General features: G+C 60.3%; 17 protein-coding genes. 10 read left to right on the top strand and 7 right to left on the bottom strand.

Annotated elements, in window-relative coordinates:
* Positions 1-36 precede the first annotated feature (36 nt).
* The 10 genes from J2X92_RS27030 (at position 37) to J2X92_RS26985 (ending at position 12488) form a co-directional block, all read left to right on the top strand.
* Positions 37-2301, top strand: a complete 2265-nt coding sequence (locus J2X92_RS27030) for a CHASE2 domain-containing protein (RefSeq protein WP_307580543.1) — start codon at positions 37-39, stop codon at positions 2299-2301.
* 32 nt (positions 2302-2333) lie between these two features.
* Positions 2334-3137, top strand: a complete 804-nt coding sequence (locus J2X92_RS27025; protein ID WP_307580541.1) for a 3',5'-cyclic-nucleotide phosphodiesterase — start codon at positions 2334-2336, stop codon at positions 3135-3137.
* A 207-nt stretch (positions 3138-3344) separates the two neighbouring features.
* The gene (locus J2X92_RS27020; RefSeq protein WP_307580539.1) at positions 3345-3791 is read left to right on the top strand and encodes a pilin; all 447 of its coding nucleotides are present in this window, start codon (positions 3345-3347) and stop codon (positions 3789-3791) included.
* 108 nt (positions 3792-3899) lie between these two features.
* Positions 3900-5975, top strand: coding sequence for a hypothetical protein (locus J2X92_RS27015; protein ID WP_307580537.1), 2076 nt, complete (start codon positions 3900-3902; stop codon positions 5973-5975).
* Complete coding sequence (locus J2X92_RS27010; RefSeq protein ID WP_307580535.1) at positions 5953-7338, top strand: glycosyltransferase family 2 protein; 1386 nt, start codon at positions 5953-5955, stop codon at positions 7336-7338. Before J2X92_RS27015 ends, J2X92_RS27010 begins: the two co-directional genes overlap by 23 nt.
* Positions 7339-7520: 182 nt before the next feature.
* Entirely contained in the window at positions 7521-8630 is a 1110-nt protein-coding gene (locus J2X92_RS27005; protein WP_307580533.1) for a DegT/DnrJ/EryC1/StrS family aminotransferase, read from the top strand.
* Positions 8627-9217: an acyltransferase gene (locus J2X92_RS27000; protein WP_307580531.1), complete on the top strand. Its 591-nt coding sequence runs from the start codon at positions 8627-8629 to the stop codon at positions 9215-9217. The genes J2X92_RS27005 and J2X92_RS27000 overlap by 4 nt, the downstream gene beginning before the upstream one ends.
* Positions 9198-10706, top strand: coding sequence for a lipopolysaccharide biosynthesis protein (locus J2X92_RS26995; protein ID WP_307580529.1), 1509 nt, complete (start codon positions 9198-9200; stop codon positions 10704-10706). The genes J2X92_RS27000 and J2X92_RS26995 overlap by 20 nt, the downstream gene beginning before the upstream one ends.
* The gene (locus tag J2X92_RS26990; RefSeq protein WP_307580608.1) at positions 10649-11524 is read left to right on the top strand and encodes a class I SAM-dependent methyltransferase; all 876 of its coding nucleotides are present in this window, start codon (positions 10649-10651) and stop codon (positions 11522-11524) included. The genes J2X92_RS26995 and J2X92_RS26990 overlap by 58 nt, the downstream gene beginning before the upstream one ends.
* Entirely contained in the window at positions 11511-12488 is a 978-nt protein-coding gene (locus J2X92_RS26985) for a glycosyltransferase family 2 protein (RefSeq protein WP_307580527.1), read from the top strand. The genes J2X92_RS26990 and J2X92_RS26985 overlap by 14 nt, the downstream gene beginning before the upstream one ends.
* Before the next feature lie 9 nt (positions 12489-12497).
* Here J2X92_RS26985 and J2X92_RS26980 read toward each other — a convergent pair whose 3' ends face one another.
* The 7 genes from J2X92_RS26980 to pilV form a co-directional block, all read right to left on the bottom strand.
* Positions 12498-13406, bottom strand: coding sequence for a glycosyltransferase family 2 protein (locus J2X92_RS26980; RefSeq protein ID WP_307580525.1), 909 nt, complete (start codon positions 13404-13406; stop codon positions 12498-12500).
* 279 nt (positions 13407-13685) lie between these two features.
* The gene (locus tag J2X92_RS26975; protein ID WP_307580523.1) at positions 13686-14261 is read right to left on the bottom strand and encodes a GspH/FimT family pseudopilin; all 576 of its coding nucleotides are present in this window, start codon (positions 14259-14261) and stop codon (positions 13686-13688) included.
* A complete protein-coding gene (locus tag J2X92_RS26970) occupies positions 14258-14728 on the bottom strand; it encodes a type IV pilin protein (RefSeq protein WP_307580521.1) in 471 nt (156 codons plus the stop codon). The genes J2X92_RS26975 and J2X92_RS26970 overlap by 4 nt, the downstream gene beginning before the upstream one ends.
* Positions 14725-19134, bottom strand: coding sequence for a pilus assembly protein (locus tag J2X92_RS26965; RefSeq protein WP_307580519.1), 4410 nt, complete (start codon positions 19132-19134; stop codon positions 14725-14727). The genes J2X92_RS26970 and J2X92_RS26965 overlap by 4 nt, the downstream gene beginning before the upstream one ends.
* A 13-nt stretch (positions 19135-19147) precedes the next feature.
* Entirely contained in the window at positions 19148-19735 is a 588-nt protein-coding gene (locus J2X92_RS26960; RefSeq protein ID WP_307580517.1) for a pilus assembly PilX family protein, read from the bottom strand.
* A gap of 32 nt (positions 19736-19767) precedes the next feature.
* Positions 19768-20799, bottom strand: a complete 1032-nt coding sequence (locus J2X92_RS26955; protein ID WP_307580515.1) for a PilW family protein — start codon at positions 20797-20799, stop codon at positions 19768-19770.
* Positions 20799-21386, bottom strand: a complete 588-nt coding sequence (pilV, locus tag J2X92_RS26950; protein WP_307580513.1) for a type IV pilus modification protein PilV — start codon at positions 21384-21386, stop codon at positions 20799-20801. The genes J2X92_RS26955 and pilV overlap by 1 nt, the downstream gene beginning before the upstream one ends.
* Between the last annotated feature and the right edge of the window lies 1 nt (position 21387).

The raw sequence follows: 21387 nt of genomic DNA, 5'->3' as shown, positions 1-21387 counted from the left end.
TTCTTTCCACAGCGCGGCCCGCGTGCGTGCGACGCCATGAAAGCGCTGAGCCGGCACTGGCCGCGCATTGCCATTACCCTGCTGCCGGTCTTGCTGGCGCTGGCGCACGCCACCGGCATCTGGCGCCTGGATGCCGTCGACCACCTCGACCACCTGGTCTACGACGCCCGCCTGCGCGCCACCATGCCGCGCACGCTCGATCCGCGCGTGGTGATCGTCGACGTGGACGACGCCAGCCTGGCGCGGCAGGGCCAATGGCCCTGGGCGCGCGACAAGCTCGCCCGGCTCACCGAGGAACTCACTGCGCGCCAGCAGGTGGCGGTGCTGGGCTTCGACGTGATGTTTATCGAACCCGACCGGAGCTCCGGGCTCGACAGGCTGCGCCAGATCGCAAGCGGGCCGCTGCGCGACCTGCCCGGCCTTGCTGCGAACATCAAGCGGCTCGCGCCCACGCTCGACAACGACGCCACCTTTGCCCGCGCGCTCGAAGGCCGGCGCGTGGCGCTCGGCTACTACTTCACGCGCACTGAAAACCCGAGCGCGAAGGGCCAGCTGCCCGCGGCCCCCCTGCTCCAGCCCGAGGCTTTTCCGCCAGGCCACGCCTACGCCACGGCCTGGAACGGCTTTGGTGCCAACCTCCCCGTGCTGGCCGCTGCCGCGCCTGCGTCGGGGTTCGTCAACACGCTGGTCTCGCCCGCGGGCGACGGCGCCATCCGCGCCGCGCCTCTCATCGCGCGCTACGAAGGCGATGCGGCGCGGCCCGGCTATTACGAGTCGCTCGGGCTCGCCGTCTACCGGCTTGCCAACGGCAAGCCTCCCGTGCGGCCGGCCTTTGCCTCCGATGGCGCCGAGCCGCGGCTTCAATCCTTGCTGGTCGGCGGCCTGCGCATACCCGTCGACCAAACCGCCAGCATGCAAGTGCCGTTTCGCGGCCCGGGTGGCGCGAATGGTGGCTCGTTCCGCTATGTGCCCGCCGCGGACGTGCTCGAAGGCCGGCTCGGGCCCGGTGAGCTGAAAGACAAGATCGTGCTCGTCGGCGCCACCGCGCCTGGGCTGCAAGATCTGCGCACCACGCCGGTGGGCGCTGGATTCCCCGGCGTAGAGGTGCACGCCAACGTCGTGTCGGCGATGCTTGACCATCGCCTGCTCGCGGTTCCCGACTACGCGGCCGGTTACGAAGTGCTGAGCATGCTGGCCGCGGGCCTGGTGTTGGCGCTGGGACTCTCGCTGCTGCCGGTCACGCGCGCCATTGTGCTGGGCATCGTCACCGTGGCGGCGCTGGCCGGAGCAAACGCCTGGCTCTACCTCGGCCATGGCCTTGTGCTGCCAGTGGCTTCGTCGCTGGTCATGGCGGCGCTCGCCTTTGCGCTCAACATGGGTTGGGGTTATTTCATCGAGTCACGTGAGCGCCGCGGTCTGGTCCGGCTCTTCGGCACCTACGTGCCGCCGCAACTGGTCGATGAAATGCTCATGGACCCCCGCCGCTACAGCATGCATGCGAAGAGCAAGCAGATGACCGTCATGTTCTGCGACATGCGCGGCTTCACCAAGCTGTCGGAGAAGATGGCCCCCGCCGAGCTCCAGGCCTTCTTGAACACCCTGTTCAGCCGGCTCACCAACGTCATCAGCGCGCACCGCGGCACCGTCGACAAATACATGGGCGACTGCGTCATGGCTTTCTGGGGCGCCCCCGTCGACACCAAAGACCACGCCACCCTCGCCGTGCGCGCCGCGCTCGAAATGGCGCAAGCCGTGCGCGACGTCAACCAGGCCCAGCGCGCCGAAGGGCGCCCCGAAATCACGGTCGGCATCGGCATCAACAGCGGCGTCATGTGCGTGGGCGACATGGGCTCGGCGACACGCCGCAGCTATACCGTGGTTGGCGATGCGGTCAATCTCGCTTCTCGGCTGGAAGGCCTGAGCGCACATTACGGGGTGGAGATTGTCGCCAGCGCCGCCACCCGCGAGCTCGCGCCCGGCTGCCTCTGGCAGGAACTCGACAGCGTGCTCGTCAAAGGCAAGGCCCAGGCCGTGGCCGTGTTCACGCCCTTGGCCGCCGACACCGAACGGGCCAAGGGCCCCACGGCCGAGCAGCAATCCGAGCACCTGCAACGCTGGGCGCAAGTGCTCGAGGCCTACCGGCGCCAGGACTGGGCAATGGGACGGAGCTTGCTGGACCCATTGCTTGCCGCAGATGCCAAAAAAGTCCTTTACCAGCTCTACGCCCAGCGATTAGCCTCGATGGCGTTGCGCCCTCTGGACCCCGAATGGGACGGCGCAACCCGGTTCGAAACCAAATGACGACGACAGCCAAAAACGGGGGGACTTTCACAATGCAGGTTCGCGTGCTGGGCTGCTCGGGTGCCATTGCCAAGGACTGCCGCACCACCTCGTTTCTGGTCGACACCGACCTGCTCGTTGATGCAGGCACCGGCGTCGGCGACCTCACGCTCGACGAAATGGCCGCCATCGACGACGTGGTGCTCACCCACAGCCACCTCGACCACATTGCCGCCCTGCCCCTCATGCTCGACGCCGTCGGCGGCCGCCGCACCCGCCCGCTGCGCGTGCACGCCCTGCGCGCCACCATCGAGGCCCTGCGCGCCCATGTATTCAACAACGTCATCTGGCCGGACTTCGAGAGCATTCCCAGCGCCCAAGCCCCCTTCGTGAGCTTTCACGACATCACCGTCGGCGAGACCCTGCAACTGGGCAGCGCCACCCCCAAGCGCATCGAAGTGCTGCCCGCCGTGCATACCGTGCCCGCCTGCGGCTTTGCCGTGAGCCGCGCCGAAGGCGGCGCCCACTGGGTTTTTTCAGGCGACACCGAACGCAACGCCCCCTTTTGGGACCGCGTCAACGCGCTGGACGTGGCCATGCTCGTTATCGAAACTGCCTTCAGCGACCGCGAACAGGCCCTGGCGGACCGCAGCCTGCATCTGTCGCCCAAGGTGCTGGCGGACGAACTGGCGCGCATCGAGCCTGGCAGGCACTATCCGATCTACATCACTCATACCAAGCCGGCCGAAACCGAAGAAATAATGAACCAGATCGACGCGCTGGTGGGACATCAGGTTGCGGGGCTGGCGCAGCGGGATATTCGGTGGCTTAAGGCGGACGGGGTATTGACTTTTTGAGTCCAGCCAAATGTCAGGAATGACAAATTTGTCACGTTCTGTAGCATCTACTCGCAGAATGTGTCACTTGATGTAAGTGATATGCGCGCAAAAGTACTCTTTTCGTCGTCTGGTTGGCCTTTCGATGGGATGGCACGGATGGTGCGGAAGGTACCTCGCTCCGGGCTGGTTCCCGGGCTCTACCAACCAACCTGGAGTTTTCTTTAAATGAACCGTCGTTTGATTGCACGCAACGTGCAAAAGGGTTTCACCCTTATCGAATTGATGATCGTTGTGGCGATCATTGGTATCTTGGCTGCTGTGGCTCTGCCGGCCTATCAGGATTACACGACCCGCTCGAAAATGACGGAAGTGCTGCTCATGGGTGCCCCGGCCAAGCTGGCGGTGGCCGAAACGACCTCGTCACTGGGCACCTTGACCTCTGTGACGGCTGCCAACACCGGCTACACCTTCCCTGGCGCGACAAAGTATGTCTCGAATGTCGTTATTACGGACGCCACCGGCGTCATTACCGTCACATCGACGGTGAAGAATGCAGAAGGCTCCCTCCTCCTCACGCCGGCCACCGTGGGTACGAACACTGGCCAGTTGAAATGGACGTGTTCTTCGACGGATATCGCTGCCAAGTACCTTCCGTCCGAGTGCCGCGGCTGACTCGACTGAACTTGCGCTGATGCAAAGCGGCCCTTCGCGGCCGCTTTTTTGATTGCGCGCTCCGACCTATCCGACCAGCATCCCGCCGACTTCCGAGCTAACTTTCAGATGACCTCATCTACAACCGTTGAACCGCGATTGGGAGGAGCAGAGGCGGACCACAGTTCATTTCGCACCCGACCGGCGGTCTACGGTGCTCTTACCCTGCTATCAATTGCGTGGACCCTATTCGCAGGCAAGGACGTGCCTTGGGACGCGCTGCATTACCACCTGTACGCTGGCTTCAGTGCGGTCAATGAGCGCCTTGCGGTCGACTTCTTCCCGGCTGGACCACAGACCTATCTGAACCCCTACGCTCACCTCCCGTTGTATCTGATGGTGCACGCGGGTTGGTCCTCGCTCGCAATCGGAATTACCTTCGCGTGCATCCACAGCGTAATGCTCTGGATGACCTACGAACTTGCCTATGCCGTTAGCCGCCGCAGCGATGGCACCGCGCCAATCGCCGTGACCTGGGGTGCGGTGATGCTCGCGTTGATTAACCCAGTATTGCTGCAGGAAATGGGCTCGTCGTTTACCGACGTCACGACAGGTACGCTGGCGCTCGGTGGATTCGTTGCGCTCGCCAATGCCTTCAACGGTCGGAGCCTCCGTCTCGTTACCTTAGCCGGCGCGTTGCTAGGCGCTGCTGCGGCATTGAAACTGTCGAATGCATTCCTGGGGCTGATCCCGGCCGTTCCACTCGTGCTTGGATGCGTAGCAACGGTCCGATCGCGAATTCATGCAGTACTGTTATTTGCTCTTTGTGCGGCAGGGGCTGCGCTCGCCATTTCCGCGCCATGGGCATGGCGCCTCGAACAGGCCTTTGGCAACCCATTCTTCCCGATGTTGAATGAGGTCTTTCAGTCACCCGACCCGGCGGCATCGGCGATGCGAGGCGCGACCGCTCCGCACGCGTCGGCCGTCGAAGCGGCGTGGCAATTATTCAATGGGATGCGCGACCCGCGTTTTCTACCGTCGTCCCTGGTCGAAGCGCTCGCTCGGCCCTTCGAGATGCTGCGCCCGCGGCGGCTCATCCACACGGAAACCATGGCCGCCGACGCGCGATACGCAGGTCTGTTGCTGCTGCCGGTATTGGCATTAGCGGCCCTCGCATGGCGGCGATGGCGCGGCGCTTCGAGGGTCGCGACACCCCACGGAAGGGCCTTTGCCTGCTTGGCAGCGGCGTTCCTAATGGGTTGCGTAATTTGGCTTGCAATAAGCGGAAACAGCCGCTACTTCCTTCCCATGGCGTGCATTGCGGCAGTGCTCCTTGTTGCGGGTGTGCATCGCGTGTTCGCGGGCATGCCACACGCCTTGGCGTACGCGCTGGCGCTGGTCTTCGGCATCCAAGGGCTGTTGGTGTGGCAAGCGGCTGAATTTCGGTGGGGCGTACAGCCATGGAGCGGAGAATGGGTGCAGGCGTCAATACCGCCGCGCCTACAGAATGAGCCATATCTCTATCTTCCGATGGATCCTCAATCGCAGTCGTTTTTGCTGCCATCGCTGGCGCCTGGTTCGGCTTTCATGGACATCAATGCCGGCCTTACGCCGCAAGGCCTCGAAAATCAGCGCGCGTTGTCACTGATGGACACAAACCACTCGCGTCTGCGAATGCTTAAGCTAGTGAAGGCTATCGAATCGGACGGCCGCCCTGTGCCGCCCGCAATATCGACATTCGATTATCCTTTGCGGCGCTTTGGGCTGCGCGTCGACACCTCCGACTGCGAGTACATCAGCTACAAGGGAAGCCCGGATGTGGTTGGGCGCCCGGGGCCGCAATCCGGACCGCGTGACCAGGTTTATCTCTACACCTGTCCCGTGGTGCCGGGACCAGGTCTGACAGAAGCCGAGCGCGAGCGCAAAGTCGTTACCGATCTCGTGCTCGATAGAGTTGAAGACGCATGCCCCGCGCTGTTCCCATCGCGGAGGGCCAGCCTCCGCAGCGGGGCTATCTGGCGCCGCAACTATTCCGACGTTGTCACCTGGGTAAATGATGAAGGTTTTGTGCGATTCGCCGACCTGATCCGCGGCGGTGGAGACTTCGTCGCCATCGGCCGTGAAGAAGACTGGATCAAATCGCCGCAGAAGTTGACCTGCTGGCGTAAGGAAGGCCTCGCCCATGTCCAACTCGACAATCGCTGAAACGATGGCGCAAATTCGGCCGCCCCTGGGCAGCACTGCTGGCCCACCTGTTCGCGGCGACAATCCATCGGGGACTGCAGTGGCAGAGCCGGTCGGACGATCGGCCTCCAACGCAACGCTGCATCGTGTAGCAGTATCTGCAGCCGCAACTGAGCCGCAGGTAGAGCTCACGATCCTGATGCCCTGCCTCAACGAGGCGCTCACGCTGCCAACCTGCATCGGCAAGGCAAGGGCTTTCCTGGCGCTCACCGGCATCCACGGCGAAGTGCTGGTGGCAGACAACGGCTCGGTGGATGGATCGCAGGCACTGGCTTCGGCGTGCGGCGCGCGCGTGATTGACGTTCCGGTGCGCGGCTACGGCGCGGCACTGATCGCCGGCATTGATGCTGCGGCAGGCCGCTACGTCATAATGGGCGACGCCGATGAAAGCTACGACTTCGGCGGACTCGCCCCTTTCGTCGCTGAATTGCGTCAAGGAAGTCAGCTCGTGATGGGGAACCGCTTCCGCGGTGGCATCTTGCCCAGCGCAATGCCTCCATTGCATCGCTATCTGGGCAATCCTGTTCTGAGCTTCGTCGGACGGCTTTTTTTCAAGTCGAAGATTGGCGACTTCCACTGCGGCTTGCGTGGATTCGAGCGTCAAGCCATCCAGCACCTGGAGCTATGTTGTGAAGGCATGGAGTTCGCCAGCGAGATGGTCGTCAAGGCGTCCTTGAGCGGGCTGCGTATTGTCGAAGTACCAACCGTTCTGTCCCCTGATGGCCGAGATCGCCCGCCGCATTTGCGCACCTGGCGTGACGGTTGGCGGCATCTCCGATTCCTGCTTCTGTTTACGCCACGCTGGCTATTTCTGTATCCGGGCATGGTGCTTACCTTGCTGAGCTTGGCGCAACTGCTGCTCGCGCATTTCCATCCAGATAACCTGGGCCGCTGGCCAGTGGGCATCCATACTCAGTTATTCGCGAGCGCCGGAATGGTGCTGGGCTATCAGACCATGCTATTCGCCATGGGGGCCGTACTAGCACGTCATTGCGCTCGACTGAACACGCCGCATCCAAGAGAGCGATGGGCGTTGCGTGCAGCCAGCGGAGGATGGCTGTCGATAGGGGGGATATTGGCGACACTGTTTGGACTGGCAATGTGCGCGAGTCTCACATGGCAGTGGGGACGCACTGGCTTCGGCGCGTTGAACCCCGAAAACGCTATGAGACAAATCATTCCTGGCGTTGCGTTGCTGTTGATGGGAACGCAATCATTGTTGGCCTCTGTGTTTTTTGCAGCGCTTCGAAGCGCTTTCGATCTAAGGCGTGGAGATATGCGCACGAATGTCGCCGGCGGTCGGGGGGGCGCTTCGACTCTCTGAATTTCGAATCAAACGATGCGCCAAGGTACGATCATCACCTGTCGGTTGGACGTGTACCTCTTATGCACGGGGATGGCGAGATCTCCAATCTCTCCTATCGCGCTCGACAGGCATGAAAAATTCCGATGAATCTGACGCCCTGTGGAACGAGCTGTAACACTGCCTTTTAAAAGCATGATTCGATGACCCCTCTTTATGTAACTCGGCCACAGTTGCCCTCTCTCGAGGACCTACAGCCCCTGTTGGAAGATATTTGGTCAAGTCGCGTGTTGACCAATGGTGGAAAGTACCACCAACGCTTTGAAGCAGCTCTCGCCGAGCACCTTGGAGTGCAGCATGTATCGCTATTCACCAATGCGACCATCGCTTTGGTCACGGCACTTCAAGCGTTGCGAATCACTGGTGAGGTCATCACAACCCCGTACTCCTTCGTCGCTACTGCGCATTCGCTTCTCTGGAATGGCATACGCCCCATTTTTGTCGATATCGATGAGCAATCGCTCAACATCGACCCCGCAAAAATCGAGGCGGCGATTACTCCGCAAACCACAGCGATCCTGGCTGTCCATTGCTACGGACGACCTTGCAATGTAGAAGCACTTCAGAAGATCGCCGACACTTACGGACTCAAATTGATCTACGACGCCGCCCATGCATTTGGTGTGTGCGACGCCGGGGGGTCGCTGTTACGGCATGGCGACCTTTCGATTGTGAGCTTTCACGCCACCAAGGTAATGAACACCTTCGAAGGAGGTGCCATCATCTGTCCCGATCGCAAGTCCAAGGAGCGCATCGACCACCTTAAGAACTTCGGATTTGTCGACGAAGTCACAGTGGTCGCTCCCGGCATCAACGGAAAGATGAACGAACTGCAGTCGGCGATTGGCATCCTTCAGCTCGACAAGATCGGTGATGCGATTTCGGCGCGGCAGCGTGTTTCGGCGCGGTATCGCGAGGAGCTCTCAACCGTACCCGGTCTCAGATTGCTGGAGGACGATCCAGCAATTACAGCCAACTATGCTTACTTCCCGGTGCTGGTTGAGCGCGATTTTTGGTGTGGAAGAGATGAACTCTATGAGCATCTGAAGCGTTCGGCGGTCTTTGCAAGACGGTACTTTTTCCCGTTAATTACGACCTTCCCCATGTATCGTGGAATCTCATCTGCCGCCAGCTCAAATCTTCCCGTTGCGACGCGCAAGGCCGATCAAATTCTTTGTTTGCCGCTCTATCCAGAGCTTTCCACGATCGACCAAGATCGAGTAGTTTCCGCGCTCAAGGGGCGCGGAAAATGACTTGGTTGACCAAGCAAGAAATTGAGCACATGGGGTTTGCCTTCGTTGCACCCGATGCCACGCTCTCGGCCAAGGCGTCCTATTTCAACTGCGGCCGAATTGCAATCGGCAGCCGGTCCCGGATCGACGATTTTGCGGTGCTCTCTGCAGGTACTGGAGGCATTACCATCGGTGCCAACGTGCATATCGCAGCCTTCTGCTTTCTTGCCGGAAAGTCGGAAATTCGACTCGATGATTTCTCAGGTCTTTCCTCTCGAGTTTCTGTCTACTCGAGTTCCGACGACTACTCGGGCGCCGCCTTGACCAACCCTACTGTTGCGAAAGAGTTTACGAATGTGCAGTCAGCGCCGGTGCACCTTGGCAGGCACGTCATTGTGGGAAGCGGCAGCGTGGTGCTACCCGGCACGCAATTTGGTGATGGGGCGGCGCTGGGAGCACTGAGTCTAGCCAACGGGAAGTACGAAGCATTTGGCATATTCGTCGGCGTTCCCGCTCGTCGTGCGGGCAATCGACAGCGAGGCTTGATCGAGAAGGAGAGTCAGTACAGGGCGTTCCTTCAAGATGAGAATGAGCAGACCAAGGGATAAGTATTTCGCCTATGGCTCGCAGCTATATGGCTCCGGCCTGCTGATCCTGCTGCTGCCAGCCTACTTGACCCAGCTAGGGGCGGAGCAGTTCGCGCTAATGATGATGTTCTTCGTTGCGCAAGGTTGGATTCAAATCGCGGATTTCGGCTTTCCACTTGCCTTGTCTCGCGAAGTTGCTGCAACGCGCAGAGAACATCAACCGGACAAGGCCGGGCCAATGCTAGCGGCGTTGCAACTTCCGATGCTGCTGGGTATGGTGCTGGTCGGTTTTTCAATACTGGGATTTGGCGAGTGGATCGCAAGGCGCGGGAGCGAGGGAATTTTCGCCGACGCTCGCGTCGCGAGTCTCGCGGTATTGGCCTCTACCCTGGCGCTCTCCTTGCGATGGGGCAGTGAGCTCTACCGTGCCGCGCTGGCGGGCGCGGAACAGTTCGCAGGATTGGCTGTGTTGAATACCTTTTCTGCGACAGCGCGATTGGCTGGCGCACTCGCCGTCCTCAAATGCACCGAGGGAGGCTTTTTCGTGTGGTTGATCTGCCAATCGGTCCTATCGGCTGTCGAGATGCTGATGCTGATACTTCTATGCCGATGGAAGCTGCATCTGAGGTTCAGTGATGACCATAGCGGATCGACGAACGCGCTACGTGCCTTATGGCCCATGGCAATACAAATTGCTGCTGCCTCAGCCATCTGGATCTCGATCACGCAACTCGACAAGCTAGTACTTTCACAGACGCTTTCGCTCCGCGAGTACGGAGCGATTGGCATCGCGGCAGCAATTCCTACTGGCTTGCTGACACTAGCAATTCCGCTTGTGCAGCTCTCATACCCTGCTTTGGTTCGGCTACATACTCCCGAGTCCCGCCTCGAGCAGACAAACCTCTACCTATCGTTGACCGCGGCTACGTGCTGTCTTCTTTTTCCTACGGCGCTTGTCTGTGCCGCCTTCTCTGAGGAACTGCTGACGATATGGTTCATCGGGCGCTTGGGTGCTGCCGAAATCAACGCATCCTCTCTAATCCCACTATATGCAGCTGGAGCTTCGTTTCTCGCGCTCTCATCGATGCCGTATGGTCTGCTCAATGCAGCGGGAGAACTGCGAAGACACGTCGCCGCGTCACTGGCCCTCGCAACCTGTACAGCTGTAGTACTTGTCATCGGCTCGTTGCACTCTGGTGCAAGTGGTGCTGTAGCTCTATGGAGCGGCAGCCTTGGTCTGTTTTTTCTACTCTGGCCGCAGATCGTCCATCACAGGTACCTCGAAGGAGGGTGGTGGCCTTGGGTGCGGACGATCATCTGGTTTGCTCTGCCGCTCGGTATCACGGCATATGCGCTGAAGCATCTTTTACCTAGTCCCCTATCACTGGTTTTACGCATCGGTGGACTGGCAATGGTCTGGATCGTTCTTCAGGGGATCGCTGTTTGCTTGCTATGGATTTTTTGCCGGTATCGAATGCCGGCGCGGAAGCTTGGCACTTCCCCTCTCTAACACTGCTCTTTTCAAAAATGTTGCTCAGATTCTGGCGGGCGTTCTTTTTGGGACTAAACGTCCTGCCTTTTCCTAGGTCCCGCTACTGCTGCATTTGCAAGCGCGATGTGTTGCGCTTTGTTCCCTATCGGGGAGGAAGCATGTTCATGCCACCTCTGGCGCGCGCTCTCAAAGCGGTTGGTAGCGACGTGGATCACTTCGAGTGTCCGCATTGCGGCGCGAGCGATCGAGATCGGCACTTGGTGCTTTATCTTCGTGCTGCTGGGCTGATTGCACGCATTCCGGGCGCGAGAATTTTGCACTTTGCACCGGAGAAACATATCGCGGAGTTGATCTCGGTGCACGGGCCGTCGTTGTATATCCAAGCTGACAAGTTTCCGACCCGAGCAGGCATCGTAGAACTGGACCTTACCCGAATTGCCGCAGACGATCAAAGCTTTGACTTGGTGATCGCCAACCACGTCATGGAGCATGTGGATGATGCTAAGCAATCCTTGGCTGAGATATATCGAGTGCTCGCCAGAGGTGGATTTGCCATTCTTCAAACACCCTTTGCCCCAACACTCACTCGAACTTTCGAGGACCCTGGTATTCAGGACAGATCTGCGCGGCTACATGCCTACGGACAGGAAGATCACGTACGTATGTACGGCCGTGACATTGCTGCTGTATTAGCTTCTCAAGGTCTGGTCAGTCGGGTGAAAACGCACCAAGAGCTTCTTCCGGAAATAGATGCCGGGCGGCACGGCGTCAACTCATCAGAGCCGTTCTTGCTGTTCCAGAAACCAATCGAGAGCCAAAGCCATGAGCCAAGTTGAGCGGCCCCCAACGGTCACGGTGTGCGTTGCCACGTTCAATCAGGCTCAATATCTTGAGCGCTGCATCAACAGCATATTCGCTCAAGATGCCGTGACCGCCGGCTTGCTGAACATTGAAGTAATCGTAGGAGACGATTGTTCGACTGATGCGACAGACGCTGTGCTGGGTAAGCTGCGGCGCATCCATGGTACGTCACTGATTGTTGTTCGCCACGGATTGAACATCGGCCCCGCGTTCAACTACCTTTCGATCCTCTCCAAGGCTTCTGGCGACTATATTGCGCATCTCGATGGCGATGACTACTGGGACCCCGGAAAGCTAGGTGCTCAGATCGGATTCCTCGGTCAGCATCCAGATATTCAAGCAGTTTGTACCAATGCTCGTGTAGTGAACCAGAACGAGGGTGAATGTGGAATATTCACCAACGTTAAGACTCGCGTAATCGACCTGGAATATCTAACCGCGTCAGGAAACTTTCTTAACCACAGCTCCCTGCTCTATCGACGTGCAGCGCTTTCCACAGTTTGCGGCCTCGTTCCACCTTTTATCGACTATGCCATTTTGCTCGCACTTGCTCACAAAGCGCCGATCGGGTTCATCGAGCAGCCGCTAGTGTGTTATCGGGCGGGGCTGCCTGGTTCCATACAGCGGCTTCACGGTGGACAAGTGCAGGACCTTTATCGCGATGCATTGTTTGCCGCGTTGCCACTCATCCGAAGAAATGCGGCACGAAGAGGTGCGGCAAACTATGTGGCATACAGGATTTTTTTTGCGTTACGCAGTAAGGTGGTGCCGTTGGATTTGGTCACCCTTACGCAATTGGCTGCAATCGCACATACTTCTCGTCCGTTCCTTGCCGCACTCGCAGCGGCGAGGGCCTGTGTGCTCGTTGCGAAGGCTGGTCATGCTTGGGTATTGAGAAGATTACGCGGCGCACCGTTTGTGCACCACCCCAGGTATTGATCCGCGAATCTAGCGGCGCGAAGCGAACGGCAAATCGCGCCGGACGACCAACTCGAAGGCCACCAACAATCTGAACAGTAGTTCGTCTCTGAGGAACTGTCGTCTGCGCTCGGACGAGAAAATCACGCGAATCGCATCACGCACTCCGCGAATTGTCATGCGATCAAGAGATCGCCTCTGAGAGGCCGAGATTTCGTTTCCAAAGCTCAAAGCAAACTCACGAAGATGGATCTGCATGATGCTCAGCCAACTCTGGCGCCTGATAGCCTGCATGATTCTCAGGTACCTGCCTCCTCCTGACGACATACCCAACGCATTTTGCGTATGCTGACGATATCGAATCTGCGGAGTCGGGTCGTATAAGACTTCACCAAAGGCCGCCACGACGAGATAGCACCACCAGTCGTGATACCGAATTTGCTCTGGGCGACTGGTCCGCAGAATCAGCGAAACAGCAGCCCGATTGAGTGCGACGGTGCACCCTGTCGCAATGTTTTCGACCAACGCGTTGTCAAAACTCGGCTGACACAGGAAAAGAGGCGAGCGGCCCAAGGGCTCAAGATGCTCTGAAACGAGGAGCAGGCCTGAACAGTAGAGTCTAGGGATGTCCTCCTTGCCGGAAAGGCGAGCGCACGCGGTGGCGATCTTTCTTGGTTCCCAAACGTCATCCTGATCGGAAAAAAATACGAAAGTCGATGACTCCCGGATCGTCGTCAAAAGACATAAGAAGCTTGATGCAAACCCGATGTTCTTGCCTTGCAGCAGCCTGATCCTGTGATCTCTTATTGCGGCCACTCTAGCAACGGTTTGATCCGTGGACCCGTCATCCCTGATGACCAATTCCCCGTCCGAGGGAAGCTGCTCAAGAATGGAGATGACTTGCTCTTCCACAAACTGCTCGCCGTTGTAGGTGGACATTAGAACGGCTACTGTCACGTTTACTCCAGTCTGATGAAGATAGTTCGCCCAACGCAACGATACCCCAGCAAAAGGCTGAACTTAGGCTCGAGGGAGTTTGTTTCTGGCAAATCGCAGCTAGGCCATCCTTAGCGTCGCTTCGGAGCCAGCTGTATCCGCGCAATCCGCCGATGCTGCATGTGTTCGACTGCCCAATGTGCCTTTGCCGAGAGATGTTGAGCATTCATGTGCGGAGAGCTGGGAGCAATACGATCACTTAAGCATGGTGCGGGGGCTGAACTACTCCTCGGCACTCACCGTGCAAGTGGTGTCCGTTGAAGGCCTGCAAGATCGTGCGCGCCCCGACTTTGCGATAACGATGCGGCGCGTTTGGGCCGTCTGCGCCGTATCGCTCACGTCGCTGCGCGCGATGGTCATCGTGAGGGCGCCGAAGCCGGCAGTCTTGGTTTTCGCGTACCCAGAGGCGTCGAACATGATGTAGGCCGGGGTTTCGCTCGCGGTGCCTTGCCCGGTAGCGCTCAAATAGCTCGGGAATGCGGGTTGCTGGAGCACTGTGGTGTCGCCCGTATTGAGTCCGCCGCTCCGGTCTTGGTCCACGAATACTGTCCACCCCGTGCTCCAGTCAGTACCAGTTGTTGGCACCACCATCGCGTTCATGCCGCGTTTCATTGCCTCGCCGCGCGCTGCATTCACGGCTGCAACAAATGAATTGGTTGCCGAAGTCAGCTCGGAGTTTCTCTGGAAGCTCACGAAGCTCGGCACCGCCACGACGAGCAGTACTGCCGCAACGGCGACAGTGACCATCAGCTCGATCAAAGTAAAGCCGGCAATGCGGCTCGAAGGGGAGGTGTTCATGGCCAGCACAGCTTTGTGTTGGTTGTGTTGCCAGTGCAGCTTTTGACGCCTGTACTGGTAATGCTCAGCGCATTCACCGCGGCATCGGCCCGAACGGGTGTTGCGTTCACTCGGATGCAATCGCGCTCCGTGATGCCAACGGGAGTTGGACATCTTTCCGCCCAAAGGCGGTATGAAGGCGCGGCCGAATTGTCTCCACTGAAAGTCTTGAACGTCGTCGCAGCATCAGCCGGCACAGTCACGCCACTCGTGTTGCTGAACACCAGATACGTGCCTCGCTGCGTCATGTAGCGTTCCTGCTGTTGCATCAACTCCAGCAGTGCGGTCCTGGCTTCTGCGCGTCGCCCTTTCAAAACTGAGTCTTGGTAGGCCGGATAAGCGATTGACGCGAGGATGCCCACGATCGCGACCACGATCATCAGTTCGAGGAGGGTGAAGCCTCTTTGGATAAGCGGCTTGTTCTTCATGGTGCGTTCTTCAAGTCTTGGTAGTTATTGATCTGCCGCCAGCTCAGGCGGCCAGCGACGATGGTCTTGGTTGTTTTGTCGCCAGAACCCGATGCGGTGTCGATGCCACCGGAGCCTTGCTTCACCACTTGGCTCGTAATGGTCCGGGTGCGGCGGCCAGTGCTGTTGCTGACGGTTTCGGATGAATTCGCGAGCTCGATCACCAGCGGCTGGCCCAGGATGCCCACGGTCGACACCCGGAAGTCCCCGTCGCCTGTGTCCACGTCCAATCGATACTCGTTGCCGCTGCCACCGCTCACGCCGCAGGTGTTGGCGCCGCTGGTCGATCCGGGTATTAGGCTGCCAAAGATCAGGGTTTCACCATTCAGCAGGGCATTGCTGATCTGCTTCTCGCCGCTGGTCGAATAGTCGAAGTACCAGCCGGAGCGCTGGGTTGCGTCCACATCGGACGTCGCACGGCCCCACACAAAAGGTGCAATCGCCACCGTCCGCGCCGTTGCATCGACGGTGCCTGCCTGCAGCCGGCCGCGCCCGCTGATCACGCTCGCGCCAGCAGGGCTGGCGTCCGGCGTGGTCGAGCCGTTGTCGTGCACTGCGTAGAAGGAGTTCTGGAGAGTCGAAGAGCGATCGTCGGCTTCCAGGTACTTGCCTGTTCCGAAGGCCACATAGGTGCTGTTGCCGCGTTGGCCGGCAATCAGCGCCGGTGCCATGGAGATGGGCTGAACCCTGTCGGCGCTGGTCTTGGCAATGAAGAGCGGATAGGGAACGGGGCTATCGGCTGTGCCCTTGTTGAAGGCTGAAAGCTTGCCGATGTTCCAGTTGGCGGTCCCGTAGGCGCGGAAGTCGAGCTTCCACACATTGCCGTGCAGATCGCCTGCAAACACTTGGGTCACCTCGCGCTGCGTTCCCGGAACGGCAGAGAAATTGATCAGGCCGGGCGCCACGGTCTGCGCCAGCGTCGCGTCGACGGGCAACGACACCTTGTAATAGTTGGACCCGAGCGTCCAGGCGGTGCCTGCGGGCTTGGCCAGGTCGAGCAGGAACAGGGCAGGGCGTCCGGTGGAGCTGAACAAGCCGGCGCTGTCTCGCACATAGTTGTTGACGCCACTGGCAACCAGGGCAAACCACTTGTAGGTGGCTGTTGCGCTGGCTGCGCTGGTGCGCATTTTCAGGATCTGGGGTTTGCCCACCACGAAGCCAAGGTCGGCATCGTCTGCATTGGTGAACTCCCACATCACTTTCGATGCATCGAACGCCGCCGGATTGGTCACGTCGAGCGCAAACACTCCGCGCCCGCCAGCGCCGGTGCCCGAGACGAGCACCGTCTTCCAGTCTGCCTTGGTGCCGGCCGTACCCACTTCGGCTTCAGCCACTGCCGGGGAGGCATCGACGTAGCTTTGGTGGTCCGAGACATACGTGGTGGCGGTGAGCGCCGACAGCTTGGGCCCCAGCCAGCTTGGGATGTAGCCAAACAGTTCGTCCCCGGTCCCGGCGTTGAAGGCATGCAGCATGCCGTCGTTGGCGCCTACGAAAACGGCGGGCGTGCGGGCCAGGTTGTCCGTACGAAAACCTGCGTAGCTTGCGGAACTGATGGTCGCGGGTGGCGCGCCGGAATATGCAACGCCGGAGTTGATGATGTCGCCAAGAAGCTTGTTGTTGCGGCGACGGAAGGTGGTGCCGTCGTTGGCGGAACTGCCGCGCAGATAGTTCAAGCGGTTTTCGCCTTGTGCGTCGGCCGCGGCGGCAGGCGAAGGCTTGTTGAGATGCGCTTTCAGGACATCCGATATCGCCGCCCAGGTGAATGCCGTCGCCGTAGGGGACGACGTTGCACCGGCGTTGCCCACCACGATGTTTCGCGAGGTTGCCGGCGCGGTGAGCGCCGCAAGGCGGTCGCTCGCGCTCCAGGCGGCTGTCGAACTGATCGAGACGTTGTTGTTCGCGTCCACGCTGAGGTTGAACGCCTGCAGGTCCCCGGACCAGTTGGAAGTATCGAAAGAACCCTGGTAGATCTGGTTGCCCGCGGTGAGCTTTTGCGACGCCACGGCGCTGCCGGCGATGCTTCGCGCGGTGGTCGACGCCCGGCTGAAGATGCTGTCGAAAGCGCTCAGCACGCCGCGCGCACTGCTTTGCAGGTAGTACGTTCCGGCTTCGCCGGGGTTCTCCGAGTCCTGCCATACGTCGTTGTCGACAGTGCCGTCTTCCTTCCGGAACGGATTGCCGTAGGTGTTGAAAGGCTTGCTTCCGAGGTTGCCGCTGTCGGATTCGAAGCCGCCGTACTTGGCGGCCGTGAAGAACTGGTTTCGGGTGCGCCGGGTGGCGACGTTGTTCTGGTCGCCATACTCGTTGACGTCGAAGATGAACGTCTTTACGCGCAGGCCCGGGCGCTGTTTGGCGGGTTCGTTGGTCCAGCCGGTGCCCCGAATGTCGTGCGTGTGAGCCCAATACGAGTAGCCGATGATGGCGTCTCCCTTTGGGTTGGCGTTGACCGCGTTGGGATTACTCGTTTGACGTGCGGCGCCCGCGCCATCCGTGTAGTTTCGAACCACGCCCTTCTCGAAGTCCTGAGCAACCCCTGTCCACGTGCCGAGGTTGGGAATGTTGTTGGCGGTGTCGACTGCGGGAAAGCGGCTTCCATCATGCGTATTGATGTCGCCGATAACCACGATGTTGTTCTTGAGGCAGGAGTAGTTACCGGTGTTGGTGCGTCCACCGCCGAAGGGGTCGAGGTTGCTCCAGTCGGTGTAGACGGGAAAGCCGTCTTTCAATGCGTCGGTGATGCCGCTGATGGCGTCCGGGCTCGGCGAGAGGCCCTGCATGTATCGTAGGGACTCGTAGTAGAGCTCGCTCACTGGGTCGTACTTCTTGTACTTGCCGGGTGTGCCGGTGCGGCCAAATTTGTTGAGGTAGTTCACAACGCCGCTGATGCCCATGGCATTGGAGTCGGGGTTGGCCTTGAACACGCCGGTGGTAGGGTCCCACTCGGCATTGGCATTGCCGCCAGATGGCGTGCTGTCCTGGCCGTTGATGTCGAAGGTCTTCGCACCCACGTATTTCATGGGTGCGCGCAGCACGCCGCCATAGCGGCCGTTGTTGTAGCTGGCCGTTTGCTCGAGCAGATACCCGAACGCGGCAAGCCGCAGCTGGTCGCTGTATTTCTGCACCACGCCGCCCGGCTTGAAGTTGCCGCTCGGGTATTTGGTGCAGAAGGGGTAGTCGCGGTTGTCGAGCAGATTGCCGGCACTGTCCTTCTGGCAAACCTGCACGCGGGCGTAGAAGAATCCGTCGGTCGAAAGGCCGGAGCCGCTGGACGGAGGAGTCCACGAACCGGTATAGGGCACCGTGTAGCACTTCTTCACTGTGCCGCTGATCGGGTCGCCAAAGACACCGTTGGAGCATGCCGTGCTGATGCTCACGGGGGCTACCTTCCAGCTTTTTTCTGCGCCGTACCAGACTTCTTGAATGCCGGTGAAGGCGCAGGTGCCGCCTTCGTTGGCGCACGAACTGGCGTCCCTGGGCAGTTTTGTTGTTTCGCTTCTTATCGTGCCGATGGCAGCTGTTGCGGATGACGCCCCGGCCAGCGAGTAGCTCCCGGTGTCCGTGCACGAGCCGCCTCTTGCCGTTCCGAAGTACATGCGGTTGAGCGTGTTGCCTACATAGATATCGTTGGCGCCTGCGGCCGTGATCATTGCGGCCGGAACAGCACCCCAGAATGTCTTTCCGCTCGTACCGCCGCCGCGCAAAAGCCGCTTCGCCGGAAAGTTGGTGCTGTTCCACATGCACACCGGGTCGCCGTTGGGGATGACCGCGCGCTGGAGAATGGTCAGGTCGGTTGTGTCGATGTAGCGGTCGCCACCCGACAGGGCAAGTCGAAGCATGTCGATGGCGGAGTTGCCGGCCCAGTTCAGGAAGTTTCCACTGAATGCATTGGGAAATGCGTCTGCGCAGGTGCGGCTGGTGGCCGGGCCCACGCGATCGAAGCGCTTGTAGTCGGCAGCCGTGAAGCCGGTTGCGGGCGTCTCGGTGGGGGCGTTGTTGTACGAGTAGCAAGCCTCTGCGTCGTAATAGCCAAGGTACTCGGTCGTATTGCTGTAGGTGTTGTCGTCGGCGCCGCCCGGGGTGTATTGCGCCCCGACCGTCGGGTACTCGACGGACAGTGCGAGCGCAAGCGTGGGCTTGTCGCCGGAAGTGGTGGCGTAGAGAGGGTCGCTCGAAAGGCTGATGGCCTTGAACGCCGGCGCAGAGGTCTGGCTGTTGACCACGAAAGAAATCGTGAGTGCTGCAAGGGGCAGGCCAAACCACGCGAGCGCGCGCTGGCGGGGCGACCACAACCGCGGATGCGTTGCGAGCTCCCAAGTGCGCGCGATCTGTGAAGCAAAGGCGCGAAGGGATTTTTTGTGTTTGTTCATGTGCACTGCCGCCTCAATCGCGGTAAAGAATTTGGGCGACGGCCTGGATGTCGTCGCGCGGACCAAAGCCCATTGCCGTTACGCGGTAAACGTAGGTGGGTGGCTTCTCGAAGGTCTTGTCGCGGTTCAGCGGATCGGAGATCGGCTCGACGATGTAGCGCGGCACTTTGGCGGGTTGAACGCCCGTTTCGCCTGCGGCAAAGGTGCGGCCGGTGAACAGGCCGAACGGGACTGTTTTGGCGCCGGTGGCCTCGCTGGTGAAGTCCGCAACCAGCCACGCTGGCTTGCCGCTTTCCACCAGCGCGCACAGGCCCTTGCTGTTACCGGAGGAGCCGCATCCCGCAGTGAAGTCGTTGGTGTTGTGCATGTCGGTGAACAGCGCCTTGCGGCTGGCCGTGCCCGGACCGTGGATGTCGAACTCCGCATCCATCAAGGCCGCTTCAGCCGATTGCCATGCGACTTGCATGTCGCGGTCGTTTCGCGACCCTCGCTCGGCCATCATGGCAATCTGAGCGCCACCGACTCCCAGGATCGAGACGATGATCAGGATCAGCATCACGACGATGAGCGATGCGCCACGCTCCTTTCCGCACAATGCCAAAGGAGATCTCGAGTAACGATGGAGGGGATATGTCATAGGCCCTGGTCGTTGCGCAGGTGAATGGTGAAAGAGACGGTCTGGCGCAGCCGGCCGTCGGGCGTGGGTTGGAACGAGGTGCCCACGTCGTTCGAGTTGGCAAATGCGGACCCCGCTGCGCCTGTCGCGGTGCCCTTGGCTGCGCCGAAGGGCCAGAAGGTCTGCGCGGCCATGTCCTGGCTGGACCCTGGCGCACTGCGAAGCACCATCCCAATGCGGATGCTCCGCACGCGGCGCCAATTGGCCTTGGTGTTATTGGCGGAACCGGCGACCGTCATCTGGTCGGCCCGCAGGTAGCTGTCGGGCACGTCTGGCACGGCTGTTGGCGCGGCCGGGGCGGCATTGGCCGTGACGCCGTCCACGCCGTACAGCACTTGGAAATTTTCCACGCCTTGGATCACCGGCACGGTGGTCCAGGGGGCGGCGCCGGTACTGGAATAGGTGCACATCAGGGCCGGCTCTCCCTGGCTGATCGCCACATGGAAGATGCTGACGATGCGGCGGTCGTAGGCTTGGGCGACCTGGGCCGGATCCGCGTCCTTGGGATTAGGGACGCTTGCCACAGTGTTGCCGGCGCAATCGATCATGGTCTGATCGGCGACGGCGGCCTTCGTGCTGTCTTCCGAGTTGGTGTAAAGCTGCGAAGCCTGGTAGCGAAGGATGAGGATGTCGCTTCCGTAGCCCACCACGCTGGCCGTGCGCGCCGTCGATGCGGTCGTGGGATTGGTTGCGTCCAACAGGGCGTTATTGAAGCCGCCGATGTTTGCTTCGCGCGCAGCATCTTCCGACGCCAAACCGGCGGCAATGAAAACATCGCGGTAGCCTGTCTGTGCGCCCACCCGCTGGATGAGGTCGGCCGCAAAACGGCCGCTGTCGCGCAACTGCGACGCGGCGTCCACGGTGTTGAAGCCGCGGCGCGCGACGGTGAGGGCGGCAACCGCAGCCAGGACGATCACCAGGCCGATGACCATCGCGACTAGCAGTTCGATCAGCGTCAAGCCGCGAACGTGATGTTGCGAGCGGCGCATCACAGCGTGCTCCCGGCGGTGACGGGCAGCACCACGGAAGGCGCGCTGGCCTGGTCCAGCGCCGTATCTCCACGGCGGGTGCTGGCTCGCGTCCAGCCAATCTTGACAACCACCACGTCAGTCGTTGCACCGCTCGTGCAGGTCCACGTCGGAAGGCCAGTTGTGCCATACGGGGCCGAGTCATGGCAAATGCTGACGCGGGCGCCGGGAAGCTCGGCATCGACACGGGCCAGCCATTCCGTCAGCTGCGCCTGTGCCGTGGCTTCTGCCGTCGCGCAGGTCGACCCAACCGTCAGGCAGTAGCTCGGCGTCGCCGGAGCCAGTGGACTCGAGAAGTCGCCGATGTACGGATTGCCGGTGCCTAGCAGCGCAACCGCCTTGTTGCCTCGCATCATTTCTGCAAATTCGCGCGCTAGCACGGTGGCCGCGGACTGCAGCCTGGCATCGCGATTGGCTTGGAGCGAGGCCGCTTGTAGGCCCACCATCCCAAGCAAACCGAAGGACAACACCACGATGGCTATCAGCACTTCGATGAGGCTGAAGCCGGCGTGGGGTGCACGGCGGCGAGTAACAAAGAGGGATTTCATC

It is taken from the genome of Variovorax paradoxus, assembly GCF_030811855.1.
Classification (GTDB): domain Bacteria; phylum Pseudomonadota; class Gammaproteobacteria; order Burkholderiales; family Burkholderiaceae_C; genus Variovorax; species Variovorax paradoxus_L.
The sequence above is the reverse complement of the archived record's forward strand: the minus strand, read 5'-3'. Positions and strand labels throughout refer to the sequence as shown.